The 14546-nt window shown below is 65.9% G+C and carries 9 protein-coding genes; 5 read left to right on the top strand and 4 right to left on the bottom strand.

Annotation, left to right across the window (positions count from 1 at the left end; genetic code table 11):
* Positions 1–62: 62 nt before the first annotated feature.
* From ABQ137_RS06315 to ABQ137_RS06325, 3 genes are all read left to right on the top strand, one after another.
* The gene (locus tag ABQ137_RS06315; RefSeq protein ID WP_349781620.1) at positions 63–2489 is read left to right on the top strand and encodes a glucose/quinate/shikimate family membrane-bound PQQ-dependent dehydrogenase; all 2427 of its coding nucleotides are present in this window, start codon (positions 63–65) and stop codon (positions 2487–2489) included.
* Between the two features lie 237 nt (positions 2490–2726).
* Complete coding sequence (locus ABQ137_RS06320; protein WP_349781622.1) at positions 2727–4013, top strand: carbohydrate porin; 1287 nt, start codon at positions 2727–2729, stop codon at positions 4011–4013.
* A gap of 172 nt (positions 4014–4185) precedes the next feature.
* On the top strand, positions 4186–6306 hold the full coding sequence (locus ABQ137_RS06325; RefSeq protein ID WP_349781624.1) for a prolyl oligopeptidase family serine peptidase: 2121 nt from the start codon (positions 4186–4188) through the stop codon (positions 6304–6306).
* 101 nt (positions 6307–6407) lie between these two features.
* On the opposite strand, the gene ABQ137_RS06330 is transcribed toward ABQ137_RS06325, so the two are convergent.
* Entirely contained in the window at positions 6408–6812 is a 405-nt protein-coding gene (locus tag ABQ137_RS06330; RefSeq protein ID WP_349781626.1) for a hypothetical protein, read from the bottom strand.
* A gap of 324 nt (positions 6813–7136) precedes the next feature.
* Between ABQ137_RS06330 and ABQ137_RS06335 the strand changes: the two genes are divergently transcribed.
* Complete coding sequence (locus ABQ137_RS06335) at positions 7137–7607, top strand: hypothetical protein (RefSeq protein WP_167708586.1); 471 nt, start codon at positions 7137–7139, stop codon at positions 7605–7607.
* Between the two features lie 128 nt (positions 7608–7735).
* Positions 7736–8461, top strand: a complete 726-nt coding sequence (locus ABQ137_RS06340; RefSeq protein WP_024939479.1) for an AraC family transcriptional regulator — start codon at positions 7736–7738, stop codon at positions 8459–8461.
* Positions 8462–9288: 827 nt separating this feature from the next.
* Here ABQ137_RS06340 and ABQ137_RS06345 read toward each other — a convergent pair.
* From ABQ137_RS06345 to ABQ137_RS06355, 3 genes are all read right to left on the bottom strand, one after another.
* Positions 9289–11397, bottom strand: a complete 2109-nt coding sequence (locus ABQ137_RS06345) for a catalase (RefSeq protein ID WP_039528594.1) — start codon at positions 11395–11397, stop codon at positions 9289–9291.
* A gap of 205 nt (positions 11398–11602) precedes the next feature.
* Positions 11603–12457 (bottom strand): aldo/keto reductase, encoded by an 855-nt coding sequence (locus ABQ137_RS06350; protein WP_349781628.1) that lies wholly within the window; start codon positions 12455–12457, stop codon positions 11603–11605.
* A 21-nt stretch (positions 12458–12478) separates the two neighbouring features.
* Positions 12479–14128, bottom strand: a complete 1650-nt coding sequence (locus tag ABQ137_RS06355; RefSeq protein WP_349781630.1) for a carboxylesterase/lipase family protein — start codon at positions 14126–14128, stop codon at positions 12479–12481.
* Positions 14129–14546: the final 418 nt, after the last annotated feature.

The following is a 14546-nucleotide window of genomic DNA, read 5'->3' on the forward strand; positions in this document are numbered from 1 at the left end:
GCATCCAGATCGGAATGCCGGGCGCAGTGCAGGGCGGAATCTCCTGATCGAGGTGTTGCAACGTGGAAACGAAATCGAAGTTGCCGGTCCCGGGCCGGGCATTGCTGCTGGTGCTGGGCATGCTGATCGCGCTGGTGGGGCTGATTTTTCTGCTGGGTGGCGCGAGGTTGGCCAGCCTGGGCGGCAGCTGGTACTTCCTTTTGATGGGCCTGGCGACCGTCGTGGCCGGGGTGCTGATCGTGCTGCGTCGGCCGGCCGGTGCGCTGGTGTACGGCGTCGCCTTCGCGCTGACGCTGGTGTGGGCGCTGTGGGATGCGGGGCTGGAGTTCTGGCCGCTGGTCTCGCGGCTGATGCTGCCTGCGGCGTTCGCCGTGCTGGTGGCACTGGCCTGGCCAGCGCTGCGGCGCAGCCGGGCGTTGCCGACCGGGCGCACGGCCTATGGCGTGGCGACGGTGCTGGCGCTGGCGGTAGTGGCCGGGATCGGTGGCATGTTCGTGCCGCATCCGCCGGTCGCAGGCAACGCGGGTCCAGGCGTGACGGCGGTGCCGCCTGGAAGCGTGCAACAGAACTGGTCCGCCTACGGCAATACCGATGGCGGCAGCCGCTTCGCTGCGCTGGACCAGATCAACCGCAGCAACGTCGACCGGCTGCAGGTCGCCTGGACCTACCACACCGGCGAGATCGCCAACAGCGACGGCAACGGTGCCGAAGACCAGCTGACCCCGCTGCAGGTGGGCGAGAAGGTGTTCCTGTGCACGCCGCACAACAATCTGATTGCGCTCGACGCCAGCACCGGCAAGCAGCTGTGGCGGCGGGAGATCAATGCGACCTCGTCGGTCTGGCAGCGCTGCCGTGGCCTGGGCTACTTCGACGCCGATGCGGCGTTGCCGACGCCGAGCGTGGCCAATCCCTCGCCGATCGCCGCAGTGACGGTGGCGCAGGACGCCAACTGCCGTCGCCGCCTGTTCACCAACACCATCGATGGTCGCCTGATCGCGGTGGATGCGGACACCGGTGCGTTCTGCCAGGGCTTCGGCAGCAACGGTCAGGTCGATCTCAAGGCCGGCCTGGGCGCTGCGCCGGATCCGTTCTACCAGCTGACCTCGCCGCCACTGGTGGCCGGCACCACCGTGGTGGTGGGCGGACGCGTGGCCGACAACGTGCAGACCGACATGCCTGGTGGCGTGGTGCGCGGCTTCGATGTGGTCACCGGCGCGCAGCGCTGGGCCTTCGACCCGGGCAATCCGCACGACCGCCAGGCGCCGGCCGCCGGCAGCAGCTATGTGCGCAGCACGCCGAACGTGTGGGCACCGATGTCCTACGACGCGGCGATGAACACCGTGTTCCTGCCGCTGGGCGGGCCGTCGACCGATCTGTACGGCGCCGAGCGCACCGCGCTCGATCACCGGTACGGCGCCTCGGTGCTGGCGCTGGATGCCACCACCGGTGCGGAGAAGTGGGTCTACCAGACCGTGCACAACGATCTGTGGGATTTCGACCTGCCGATGCAGCCCAGCCTGATCGACTTCCCCAACCCGGACGGTAGCCACACCCCGGCGGTGGTCATCGGCACCAAGGCCGGGCAGATCTACGTGCTCGACCGCGCCACCGGCAAACCGCTGACCGAGGTCAGGGAAGTACCGGTGAAAGGCTCGGATATTGCGCACGAGCAGTACGCGCCAACCCAGCCGCTGTCGGTCGGCATGCCGCAGATCGGCACCAAGCACCTGACCGAATCGGACATGTGGGGCGCCACTGCGATCGACCAAATGTTGTGCCGCATCGCGTTCAAGCAGATGCGTTATGAAGGCCTGTACACCGCGCCGGGCACCGATGTCTCGCTGAGCTTTCCCGGCTCGCTGGGCGGCATGAACTGGGGAGGCCTGTCGACCGACCCGGTGCATGACGTCATCTTCGCCAACGACATGCGCCTGGGCTTGTGGGTGCAGATGATTCCTGCCGACACCCGCAAGGCCGAGGCGGCCGGTGGTGGCGAGGCCGTCAATACCGGCATGGGCGCCGTGCCGCTGAAGGGCACGCCGTATGCGGTCAACAAGAACCGCTTCCTGTCGGCGCTGGGCATTCCGTGCCAGGCGCCGCCGTACGGCACGCTCAGCGCGATCGACCTCAAGACGCGCAGCATCGCCTGGCAGGTGCCGGTGGGGACGGTGCAGGACACCGGCCCGTTCGGCATCAAGATGCATCTGCCGATCCCGATCGGCATGCCCACGCTGGGCGGCACCCTGTCCACCCAGGGCGGGCTCGTGTTCATCGCCGGTACCCAGGACTACTACCTGCGCGCGTTCGACAGTGCCACCGGCAAGGAACTCTGGAAGGGCCGCTTGCCGGTCGGCAGTCAGGGCGGGCCGATGACCTACGTCTCGCACAAGACCGGCAAGCAGTACGTGGTGATCAGTGCCGGCGGTGCGCGGCAGTCGCCCGATCGTGGCGATGACGTGATCGCCTACAGCTTGCCTGACGCGCACTGACACCGCCCACTCTTGACCACGTCGCCAGCTGCGTCGGCGTGGTCACGGAGCGGCCGACAAACCTCGCGCGTGCCCGGCTGACCGCTGCGCACTCGCGTCAGCCGCTGTTGGCTGCAACCCGACGGCCGGGTGTCTCGCACATCCCGGCCAACGCTCCCGTTACCGCAGCGGCGCTTTGGCACACCGCCATGCATCGCCACCGATGGCCGTGCACGCTGCCCCGATCAGAGAACCACGATGCATCGTCTGTCTTTCCTCCCGCGCCGCAGTGCGCTGGGCTACGCCTTGTTGCTGGCACTGCCGGCCACCGCAGTCGCCGCGGGCGACACCACGCTGACCGGCGACTGGGGTGGGCGCCGGTCAGCCTGGACCGAGCAAGGCGTGAGCGTCCGCGGCGACTACGTGTCCGAGACGTTTGGCGTGGTGGATGGCGGCTACGAAAACGCCAGCGCGCGCTATGCGCAGCAATTGCGGGTGGGCGTGGATCTGGACATGGCCAAGCTCGCCGGCTGGGGTGGTGGCAGCCTGCACGTCACCATCAACGACCGCCGCGGCCGCAGCACCTCCGCCGACCTGGTCGGCAATCGCTTCCCCATCCAGGAAGTGTACGGAGGCCAGTACACCCGCCTGAGCGAGTTCAGCTACGACCGCAGCTTCAACCAGGGCAGGACGTATCTGAAACTGGGCTTCTATGCGATGGGCAACCAGTTTGCCTCGCACACGTTGCTGGTGAACTTCGTCAATGCTGCGTTCTGCGCGCATCCGCTGGCGTTTTCGGCCAATAGCGGCTGGTACAACTATCCGGCCGCGCGCTGGGGCATCGAAGGCGCGCAGCAGCTGACCCCGCAGCTCAACCTGCATGCCGGCTGGTTTCAGGTCAACCCGAATCTGGGCTTCGGTACCCGCGACACCTACGCGTTCGAGCCGTTCGCCAGCGGCACCACCGGTTCGATCTTTCCGCTCGAATTTACCTGGAAGCCGGCCGCCGCGCGCTACCCGGGCGTGTACAAGTTCGGCGGCTACTACGATTCCTCGTCGGTACCCAGGCGTGGGCTGGATACCAGCCGCAGCACCGGCCGCGACGGCGCCTATCTGCTGGTCGAACAGAAACTGTTCACCCCGGGAGCGGACCCCGGCATCGGCCTGACCGGATTCGCCCAATACATGGCCAGCGACCACGACAGTGCGCTGATGACACGGTGGTATTCGGTCGGCGGGGTGTACCAGGGCATCGGCACACGCACGCAGGACCGCATCGCACTCGGCTATGTGGCCGGCAGGATCAATCATCGGCTGCTCGATGCACGCCGCGCAGAACTGATCGATGCCGGCGTGGCGGCCGATTCGCCACTGGTCGGGCTGAGCGCCGCCGAAGAGCTCTACGAGCTTGCCTACAGCGCGCAGATCACGCCGTGGCTGATGTTGCGCCCGGACCTGCAATACATCGTCAACCCCGGGACCTACGCCTATACCCACACGCGCAATGCAGTGGTGGTCGGGCTGCAGGCCAAACTCACGTTCTGAGTGCGTGCCCACAGCGTGGCGCGCCGTTGCCGCACGGCGCACCACGCGCTGTGCGCATTCGGCGCCTTGCAGGGCGGCCACGTGCGGCGCCTGCGGGCGCATGACCTTGTGCCTTTGCGCGTGCGGCGCAGCAACGCCTACCATCCACGTTTTGCCGTTGCAGGAACTCTCGATGAAGCTTCGTTACGCCGTGCTGCCCCTGTGTCTGTTGACCGCCTTGCCAAGTCTTGCCGCTGCGCGCGGATTCGATGTGCGCGACATGGTCGCGCTGGACCGGGTGTCTTCGCCCACGCTCAGCCCCGACGGCAGCGTGCTGGTGTTCGCCAAGCGGCAGGCCAAGAGCAGCAACGGCAAGCCGGCCACCAGCCTGTGGACGCGCAATCTGCGTACCCGCGATGCTGCGCCGCCCAGGCGGCTCACTCCCGACGGCTGGAACGTCAACAGCCCGGCGCTGTCGCCGGACGGCAAGACGGTGTACTTCCTCAGCAGTAAATCCGGTACGCAGCAGCTGTACGCGCAGCCGCTGGCCGGCGGCGCACCGCAGCAGTTGACCGGCTTTGCGGTGGATATGGACAGCTACAAGCTCTCGCCCGACGGCACGCGCATCGCCTTCAGTGCCGGCGTGTTCCAGGACTGCGGCTCGGACCTGGGGTGCACCAAGAGCAAGCTCGCCAACCTCAAGAGCGCCAAGGCCAGCGGCGTGGTCTATGACCAGTTGTTCGTGCGGCATTGGGATACCTGGAACGATGGCCGCCGCAACACCTTGTTCGTCGCCGACCTGCCGGCTGCCGGCGGCAAGGCCGTGGCCGGTGCCTCGGCGATCAGCGCCACGCTGGCCGGCGATGCGCCCTCCAAGCCGTTCGGCGGCAACGACGATTACGCCTGGTCGCCCGACGGCGGCAGTGTGGTGGCCAGCGTGCGCGTGCCGCAGCCGCATGGGCCGGAAACCGGCAAGAAGGCAGCCGCCGGCGCCAAGCCCACCGGCAACGACGAGCCGTGGCAGACCAACTTCGACCTGTACCGCCTGGATGCGGCCGGCAAGGCCGCGCCGGTCAATCTGACCGCGTCCAACCTGGCCTGGGATGCCGGCCCGGTGTTCAGCAGCGACGGCAAGACGCTGTACTACCGCGCGATGAAGCGCCCCGGTTTCGAAGCCGACCGCTTCGGCCTGATGGCGATGGACGTGGCCAGCGGCAAGAGCCGCGAGATCGCCCCCAAGTGGGACCGCTCGGCCGGCGAGATCGTCTTGAGCGCCGATGGCGCCAGCCTCTACACCAGCGCCGATGATCTCGGCGAGCATCCGTTGTTCAAGATCGACATCGCCAGCGGCCAGGCGACCAAGCTGGTGGGCGAGGGCAGCGTGCATGCGCCGACCCTGGCCGGCAACACGCTGGCGTTCACCCGCAACTCGCTCAAGAGCGGCGACCAGGTCTTTGTGAGCGATGTGCAGGGTCAGGGCTTGCGTGCGATCACCCAGAGCGCCGGCGAGCTGCTGCCGGAGGTGCAGTTCGGCGATTACGAGCAGTTCCAGTTCAAGGGCTGGAACAACGACACCGTGCACGGCTATGTGGTCAAGCCGTACAACTACCAGGAAGGCAAGACCTACCCGGTGGCATTCCTGATCCACGGCGGGCCGCAGGGCAGCTTCGGCAACGGCTGGAGCAACCGCTGGAATCCGCAGACTTACGCCGGCCAGGGCTATGCGGTGGTGATGATCGACTTCCACGGCTCCACCGGCTACGGCCAGGAATTCACTGATGCGATCAGCCAGCATTGGGGCGACCGCCCGCTGGAAGACCTGCAGAAGGGCTGGGCCGCCGCGCAGAAGCAGTACGGCTTCCTCAACGGCGACAAGGCCTGCGCGCTGGGTGCCAGCTATGGCGGCTACATGGTCTATTGGATGGCCGGCAACTGGAATCAGCCATGGAAGTGCCTGGTCGACCACGACGGCGTGTTCGACAACCGCACCATGGGCTACGCCACCGAGGAACTGTGGTTCAGCGAATGGGAAAACGGCGGCACGCCGTGGCAGAACCCGGCCGGCTACGAGAAGTTCAACCCGGTGCTGCACGTGGACAAGTGGAAGGTGCCGATGCTGGTCATCCACGGCCAGCAGGATTTCCGCATCCCGGTCGAGCAGGGCCTGGCCGCGTTCACCGCGCTGCAGCGCAAGGGTATCGATTCCAAGTTCCTGTACTTCCCGGACGAGAATCACTGGGTACTCAAGCCGGACAACAGCGTGCTGTGGCACGACACCGTCAACAGCTGGCTGAAGCAGCATATCGGCCAGTGAGGTCGCGACCGGCACGCCGCCTGGAGCGGCGTGCCGGTTGGTGCGGCGATGACGCGTGAGACCTCGGCCTTTGATGCGGGTCGCCGGGTTGTTTGGTTTGCTCAGTTCGGCAGCTGATCGCGTTTGGCCAACTGGCCTTCCACGATCTGCAGGATCTCCGCCACCGCGATGCCGAACGAGCCGGCATTGCCGGCATCGAAGGCGGCCTTCCATTCTGCATAACCCGGCAGGTAATCCTGATTGGGCGCGGCAGTGCCGACGTGTTCGGCAGCGCTGCGCTCCAGGGCCTGCGCGATCACCGGGATATGCGGCAGCGCGTCCAGGATCCCAGCGGGCAATCCTGCGTGACGTACCTGGATGTCGCTGATGCTCACGTGCAGAATCTGGCCGCCGTGGGGATGCATATCGATCTGGTTGATCAGCAGCAGCGGGGTCTCGGTTGCGGTGCGCCCGCGGCAGCGCCAGAGCTGGCCGACCGCATAGGCGGGAGAGGTGGTGTCGGACATCGGGTACTCCACGATCAAACCGCAATGATGCAACGCGCTTGCGGAGATGGCGACTCTGCCGGCATGCCGGGGTGGGTCCGGCGTTCGACCCGAGGTCTGCGCAATCGCGCTTCGCCCGTCAGACGATGTTCGCAGGTACGGTGTTGCGTGCTGGCAGCGTCCACGCCTGGATGAGTCCGCTTGCGGCGCGCGGAGAGGGCCTGGATTGCCGCATCTGGCTGAATGCCAGCATGAGCCAGCAGTGCCGCAGTGCACGCAAGCCATGTCAAAATAGCGATTATTTAACTTCCTCAACTCCCTGCCAGGATCGCAAGGACCGTTTGCATGCGCACCTTGTTCCGCCCCTCATTGTGGGCGCTCGCCCTCGTCTGTAGTCCTGCCCTGAATGCCGCATCGCGGCCCGCCGCCGTGCCCGCGCGCGCGCCCGTGGCTGCGACTGCCGTGGTTGGCACCGATGCGGTGGCCAGCGATCCGGGCGTGCCGCTGCCGGCCACGCTGAAGCCCGGCATGGGCTACCGCGCGTTTGCGCAGGCGGTGATGGAGCAGGGCTGGCAGCTGGTGGATCCGCTCGCCGCCGACAGCTGCATGGCCGCCGGCGATTGCGCCGTCGAGTTCATCGCACCCGGCGGCAGTGCACGCCTGCAGGTGCAGGTTGGCTCGCAGTCCGGTGCGGCGGTGGTCAGTGGCTGGCGCGCGCAGCAGGTGCCGCTGGATCGCATCGGCAACCCCACCGCAGCGGCGGTGGACAGCAAGGCTGCGCCGGCCGCGTCCAAGGTGGCGGACAACCCGCGTTGAGCGCAGTGCGCCGGCGTCTGAGACGCGCGGCGTATCATGGCGCTGCACGCGCTGCGGCCTGCACCGGTGGCGCGCGTCAGCGCCAGCTGCGTCTTTCCTGATCCCGAGTCCAGTCCCGCATGACCTCCATGAAGAGCATCGATCCTGCCGATCTGGAAGCGTTGTTCGATGCCGTGCCGGACGTGCTGTTCTTCGTCAAGGATCGCGAGGGCCGCTATACCCACGTCAACCAGACCATGCTGCGGCGCCTGGGCTTGAAATCGCGCAAGGAACTGATCGGCAAACGCGTTGCCGAGGTCTATCCCAGCGGCCTGGGCGCCAACTACGCCAATCAGGACGAGCAGGTGCTGGCTGGGGAAGTGATCGACAACCTGCTGGAACTGCATCTGTTCGCCAACCGCGAACCGGGCTGGTGCCTGACCTGCAAACGTCCGCTGCTGGTCGACGGCAAGGTGCAGGGCATCATCGGCATCTCGCGCGATCTGGGGCCGCAGGACGGGCACGAATCGCAGTACGAAAAACTGCGGCTTGCGCTGGCATACCTCAACGCGAACTACGCGCAGAACGTGCGCATGCAGGCGCTGGTGGAGATCACCGGATTTTCGATGTCCAAGCTGCAACGCTCGTTCCGCAAGGTGTTTCAACTCACCCCGCAACAGGTGCTGGCCAAGCTACGCCTGCAGATGGCGATGCATCTGCTGCATGGAAACAAGAGCCTCACCGAAATCGGGCATGCCTGCGGTTTCAGCGATCAGAGCGCCTTCGCACGGCAGTTCAAGCTGGCAGTCGGGATGACGCCACGCGAGTACCGCGCGCTGGCGAACGCGGCGCAGTTTCCTGCCGAACCGGCTTAGCGCATCCGACAAGACGACTGCTCAGCTGCTGAGTTAGCCGAGCACGGCTGCTCTGTAATGCTTGCGGGGAACTACGTGAATCCATCGAGATTCCGGATTGCAGTTTCGTTTGGTAGATGCAGTCGAAAGCCTAGTTCGTCGAGTGTGCGGCGCCCTCACCGCTTGCGGGACACGCCGTGAATCCGTCCATGGAGGCTCGGTGGCGGCATCCATGCCGCCACACGGTCCCGCAAGCGGCGAGGGCACCGCACCAGACAGTTGGTCGGCTGTTTGCCTGAAAGCTTGTTGCTCAGCCTGGCAGATGAAAGGTTGAGAGGTCACGTGTTGAAAGGGTGTCGGCTACTCCGCTTGCAACGAGAAGGCGGTGAGAAGCCAGTCGGACCTAGAGTGATCCACACAGCGCACCTCATGCTCTTGCTTGCAAACGTGCACACCGATTCTCTTGACGGGTCCTTGCCCGTCCACCGTCGCGGGACCTTACGCGGCATGGATGCCGCGTAAGAGCCTACAGGGACGTACTTGCGGCGTGTCCTGCGATGGTGGGCGGGCAAGGGCCTTGCAGCCAAACCGCAGCCCGCCGCTCTACTGCCGACCTAGCCGCGCGCGCCGACACCCCAAAGACACGACCGCAAAACAACGTAGAGACAGCCGGTTTCCAAATCGCAGCGTCGTTTATCAGGCGCGGCCAAAAGACTGGTTAAAGGTTGGCCGTTGCAGAAGATGCGCTGGTTTTCCGTTGAAGATGAATTGCTTCCCGCATAAACGACTTGGGCGCGAACGACGTGGAGTCGTTCGCGCCCAAGCCTGCGCAGCCCATGCGGATGCGGTTACGCCAGCATGCGCACCTTCGGTTCGCGTGCCCACTGGCGGGTCTTGGCGGCAGTGATGAATGCCTTGGTGTCTGCCGCCGCGATCACGCCCGCGTCCTTGCCGACATTGCCGGCCTTCAGCAGCAGCTGCGCGCCATCGTCAAAGGCGATTGCCTTCAGATGCGCCCACGCATTGCTGACGAAATCCAGCGCCGCCGATTCGCGTGTCAGCGCCTTGGCAGCTTCCGACGACAACACAACCGCCACCGCATCGAACACCACCGAGGGTGTGCCGGCCAATTGACCGTCGGCAGCCAGTTGCTTGCCGTCGCTGAGCTTGGCGCCGCCCAGTTTCGGCGCAACGATCTTGACCGTGGCACCGGCGGCTTCGGCGGCCTTGCGCACCGCCTTGATCGTCGCTGCATCGGAGCCATCGTGAATCAGGATGCCGACCGTGCGGCCCTGCAAGGTGTCCTTCATCTTGCCGATCAGCTGCAAGGCGGGCGACAGCGGCATGTCGGTCGGTGCGACCGCAGCCGGCGGTGCCGGCGGCAACGTGGTCATGCCCATGCCATCGGCCACACGCTGTGCCAGCGTCGGGTCGATGTGGCGCAGGTGACCGACGATGGCTTCACGCACGTGCGCGGTCTCCACCTTGGACAACTCGAACACCAGCGCCGATGCCATATGCGCCTGTTCCGGTGCGGTCTGGCTGCGGAAGAACATGCGTGCCTGGCTGTAGTGATCGGCAAAACTTGCTGCGCGTACGCGGCCCTTGGCGCCGTCTTCGGCCGGTGTCGCATGGCTGGGGAATCCACGCAGCGCCTCACGCGGTGCATCGGCCTGCAACGAGCTGGGTTCGTAGGCGACACGGCCCTTGGGGACGCCCATCTGCATATGGCCGTCGCGCTGGTTGTTGGCGAACGGGCACTTGGGCGCGTTGACCGGGATCTGGTGGAAGTTCGGTCCACCCAGGCGGCTCAGCTGCGTGTCCAGATACGAGAACAGGCGGCCCTGCAGCAGCGGATCGTTGCTGAAGTCGATGCCGGGCACGATGTTGGCCGGGCAGTACGCCACCTGCTCGGTCTCCGCGAAGAAGTTGTCCGGCCAGCGGTCGAGCACCATGCGGCCGACGATCTGCAGCGGCACCAGTTCTTCCGGAATGACCTTGGTCGAATCCAGGTGATCGAACGGGAATGCATCGGCTTCCGCCTCGGTGAACAGCTGCACGCCCAGCTCCCACTCGGGGAAGTCGCCGCTCTGGATCGATTCAAACAGATCGCGACGATGGAAGTCCTGGTCAGCGCCGGCGATCTTCACCGCCTCGTCCCAGATCGTGGACTGCAGGCCGAGCTTGGGGCGCCAATGGAACTTGACGAAGGTGCTGTCGCCCTTTTCATTGAGGAAACGGAAGCTGTGGATGCCGAAGCCTTCGATCATGCGCAGCGAGCGCGGAATGGTGCGGTCGCTCATCGCCCACATGATCATGTGCATCGATTCGGGGCTCAGCGAGATGAAGTCCCAGAAGGTGTCGTGCGCACTGGCGGCCTGCGGGAAACCGCGGTCCGGTTCCATTTTCACCGCGTGGATCAGGTCCGGGAACTTCATCGAATCCTGGATGAAGAACACCGGGATGTTGTTGCCCACCAGATCCCAGTTGCCTTCCTTGGTATAGAACTTCACCGCAAACCCGCGCACGTCGCGCGGCGTGTCCACCGAGCCGGCACCACCGGCGACGGTGGAAAAACGCGTGAACAACGGCGTCTTCTCGCCCACTTCAGTGAAGATCTTGGCGGTGGTGTACTGGCTCAACGACTTGGTCAGCTCGAAATAGCCATGCGCCGCACTACCGCGTGCATGCACGATGCGCTCGGGAATGCGCTCGTGATCGAAGTGGGTAATCTTCTCGCGCAGGATGAAGTCTTCCAGCAACGTCGGCCCGCGCGGCGTTGCGCGCAGCGAGTTCTGGTTGTCGCCAACCGGAATGCCCTGGTTGGTGGTCAGCTGCGGATGGGTGCCGCCGGCCTTCTGATGCAATTCATCGCCCGTGCCGCGCAACGTTTCGGGAGTTGCGCTGACAGCAGCGGTGGACGGAAGTTGCGCGGACTTGCTGGGGGACTTGGGCATGGGACTCCACTCTGGCGGGCTTGAGATGCGGGCTGATCCACTGAGCCTGGGAGGGGCGCTGTTAAGTGCACGTGTCTGCATGCGAACGAATACTCACATGCAGCCGAAAGTTTGCACTGGATCGCAGCCGTCCGATGCGTCGGTCACGCAATGTGCCGACGCACGTCTGCAAGCGCATGCAGCGAACGCGACCGTTACATGCCAACTACAGCAGATCCAGCGGCTGCTTGCGCGTCGGTGGAGGGAACGCACGGTCCAGTTCGGCAAGGTCCTGCGCGTCCAGGTGCAGCATGCACGCCGCTGCATTCGCGCGCACATGCGCGGGCGTTCCCGATTCGGGAATGGCAATGATCTGGCCGCTGCGGATCGCCCATGCCAGCGCTACCGCAGTTGCGGCCACGCCGCGTCGCTCGCCGATCGCGTGCAGTACCGGGTGATCCAGCAATGCGCGGCTGCCAAGCGGCGAATACGCCATCACCGTCACCTCGTGCTGTGCGCACCACGGCAGCAGGTCGAACTCGATGCCGCGGCTACCGGCGTGATACAGCACCTGATTGACCAGGCAATGCTGCCCGCCCTCGATCTCCCACAGGTCCTGCATGTCCTCCACATCGAAATTCGATACGCCCCAGTCGCGGATCTTGCCGGCATCGCGCAAGGCCTCGAAGGCATCGACCACTTCGCGCAGCTCGCTGCCACCGCGCCAGTGCAGCAGATACAGATCCAGCGTACGCACGCCAAGCCGCTGCAGGCTGGCCTCGCAGGCACGCGCGATGCCGCGCGCGCTGGCATTGCTCGGCAGGACCTTCGATACCAGATAAGGCCGCTGCGCGCTGTCCATGGCCTGGCCGATCAGTTGCTCCGACCGTCCATTGCCATACATCTCGGCGGTGTCGATCAGGCGCATGCCCAATTGCTGGCCTGTCTGCAGCGCATCGATCTCCTGCTGCGGCGGGTGTCGTCCCTGGCCCAGGTTCCACGAGCCGAGCCCGAGTGCCGGCACGCTGCGTCCGTTGCGCAGGCGCACCGTGGGGCAGGGAGATGAGGTGGAAACGGACATGGGTGGCTCCTGATGATGCGATCAATGCGAGTGTGACTGTGCCGGCGTTGCTGTCGCGTGCGGTGGTGTCAGCGTTGCCTGTGCATCCCAGAACGTGCAGCGATGCCGTTGCGCGAAGTCGGGCGTTGCGCCGATCCTGCCGGGCGACAGCGTCAACGGAGCGTCGCCATCGAAGCGCGGCCATTGCGGACGGCCAGCCCCGTTCGGATCGCCGGTGCGCGCAAACGCGCCCCAGTAATCCTGCAGCGTATTGGCGAAGGCCTGCTGCGCCGGCGTGAACGCCGGCTCGCCACTGAGTGCCCACGGACGCTGGAACAGGTACACCAGTTCGGACGCGTGATACGCGCCCAGCGGATGCGAGAACGGCAGGCGCAACAGGCCGTAAGGCGCCTGCGGGTCGTCGAATTCGTACGCATACACCGGCGCGCGGGTGTGCAAGGCCTGGCCCAGCCTACGTGTCGGGCAGGCGAATCCGCCATCGGTGACGATGTCGGCAAATGCATCCCAGCGCGATTGCGCGGCAACGTCCGCGTAGCGCGCCATGATCGCGCTAGGGTCGGCATGCATGCGCTTGAGGCGTGCCTCATAACCGCTGCGCAGGTTGAGCTTGCCGATGTAGGACAGCAACTGCGCAAACAGCCGCCCTTCGTTGCGGTTGGTGCCGATCAGCACCGGCACCTGCGCATGTTGCAGGTTGGCGATCCCCTTGGCGGGCGGCAGCGGCAACACCTCGCCGCCGGACATCGGCGCCCACGCATCGCTGCCGGTCAGGCCACGTCGCTGCGGTTTTGCGTCGGCCACGCTGTCGGCAGGCAATGCGCGCAGGCACGCGGCAACATCGCCTGCGTGCTCGCAGCCAAGCGTCTGCGCCATGCGCACACCGCCGCGCTCGGCCTCGGCACGCGGCAGGCTGGAATCGCTGGCCAGGCAACTGCCGCTCTGCAGGATTGCGCGTTGGAACAGGCCGGCCGCGCCCGGTGCGGCCAGTTGATAGCAGATGCTCCAGGCACCGGCCGATTCGCCAAAGACGGTGACGTTGTGCGCATCGCCGCCGAAGGCGGCGATGTTGCGCCTGACCCAGCGCAGCGCAGCCTGTTGATCGAGCAATCCGTATGCGCCTTCGCCTTCACCACGCAGCGCTGGATGCGCGAAGAAACCGAACACCCCCAGCCGGTAATTGGGCGCCACCACGATGACGTTCTGCCGCGCGGCCAATGCACTCAGGTCGTAGTCGACATTGCTGCCCAGCTCCAGCGCGCCACCGTAGATCCACACCATCACTGCGCGCGGATGCGCCGGCGCAGGGCCGGGTGGCGCATAGACGTTGAGGGTGAGGCAATCCTCGGACACCTGCTTCTGCCCGAAGCGATAACGCGGCAGGCACGCCGGGCCGGCCTGGGTGGCATCGCGGACCCCCTTCCAGGCTGGCGCCGCCTGCGGCGCGCGAAAGCGCAATGCGCCCACCGGCGGCGCGGCGAACGGCACGCCCAAGAACACCCGCCCCTGCGCGCCGGCAACACCGCGGACTGCGCCGGCATCGGTCTGCACCACCTCGGTCTGCGCATCGGCCGCGTGCACCAGCGCCGGTACCTCGCCAGGGCGGCGTGGCGCGCACGCGGCCAGCGTGCAGGCCGCCAGCAGGAGGATGCCGAAGTGTTTCAGCTGAAGCATGCGCAGGTCTGCCGTGTGCGTGAGGACGTTCGCCATCATCTCCACCGCACGTGTAGGGCAGGCAAACGTGTGGTTGGTAGGGCTCCGGCACGAGATGGCCGGGTACACGTGTTGCTGGGGAGTGAGCGGGTATCGCTGCCTGCGGCGCATGTGTACCTACTCGCGCAGTCGTCCTGCACGAAGTGTCGATGCATCCGCCTGCGACGGGCAGATGGCATCGCTGTCGCCTGGTCGAGTGCGGTGCGATGAGCGCAGCACGCGCCGGAGGGCAATCTTTCATCGCTGCCCATGAAGAGCCGGCTATCGCCCTGGCTGTGACAAACGCAAAACCTGTGGTGGCGGCAGCGCCTGCCTGTCCCGGCACGGCAACAAAAAACCCAGCCGTGTGACCGGCTGGGTTTCGCATTTTTACCTGGTG

This window comes from Xanthomonas sp. WHRI 8393 (assembly GCF_040203315.1).
In the GTDB taxonomy this organism is placed as follows: domain Bacteria; phylum Pseudomonadota; class Gammaproteobacteria; order Xanthomonadales; family Xanthomonadaceae; genus Xanthomonas; species Xanthomonas arboricola.

What these genes read in the sequence shown, in the direction of transcription:
- ABQ137_RS06320 (WP_349781622.1), top strand. Translation starts at nt 2,727, where the DNA reads ATGCATCGTCTGTCTTTCCTCCCGCGCCGCAGTGCGCTGGGCTACGCC.
- ABQ137_RS06325 (WP_349781624.1), top strand. Translation starts at nt 4,186, where the DNA reads ATGAAGCTTCGTTACGCCGTGCTGCCCCTGTGTCTGTTGACCGCCTTG.
- ABQ137_RS06330 (WP_349781626.1), bottom strand. Translation starts at nt 6,812, where the DNA reads ATGTCCGACACCACCTCTCCCGCCTATGCGGTCGGCCAGCTCTGGCGC.
- ABQ137_RS06335 (WP_167708586.1), top strand. Translation starts at nt 7,137, where the DNA reads ATGCGCACCTTGTTCCGCCCCTCATTGTGGGCGCTCGCCCTCGTCTGT.
- ABQ137_RS06340 (WP_024939479.1), top strand. Translation starts at nt 7,736, where the DNA reads ATGAAGAGCATCGATCCTGCCGATCTGGAAGCGTTGTTCGATGCCGTG.
- ABQ137_RS06345 (WP_039528594.1), bottom strand. Translation starts at nt 11,397, where the DNA reads ATGCCCAAGTCCCCCAGCAAGTCCGCGCAACTTCCGTCCACCGCTGCT.
- ABQ137_RS06350 (WP_349781628.1), bottom strand. Translation starts at nt 12,457, where the DNA reads ATGTCCGTTTCCACCTCATCTCCCTGCCCCACGGTGCGCCTGCGCAAC.
- ABQ137_RS06355 (WP_349781630.1), bottom strand. Translation starts at nt 14,128, where the DNA reads ATGCTTCAGCTGAAACACTTCGGCATCCTCCTGCTGGCGGCCTGCACG.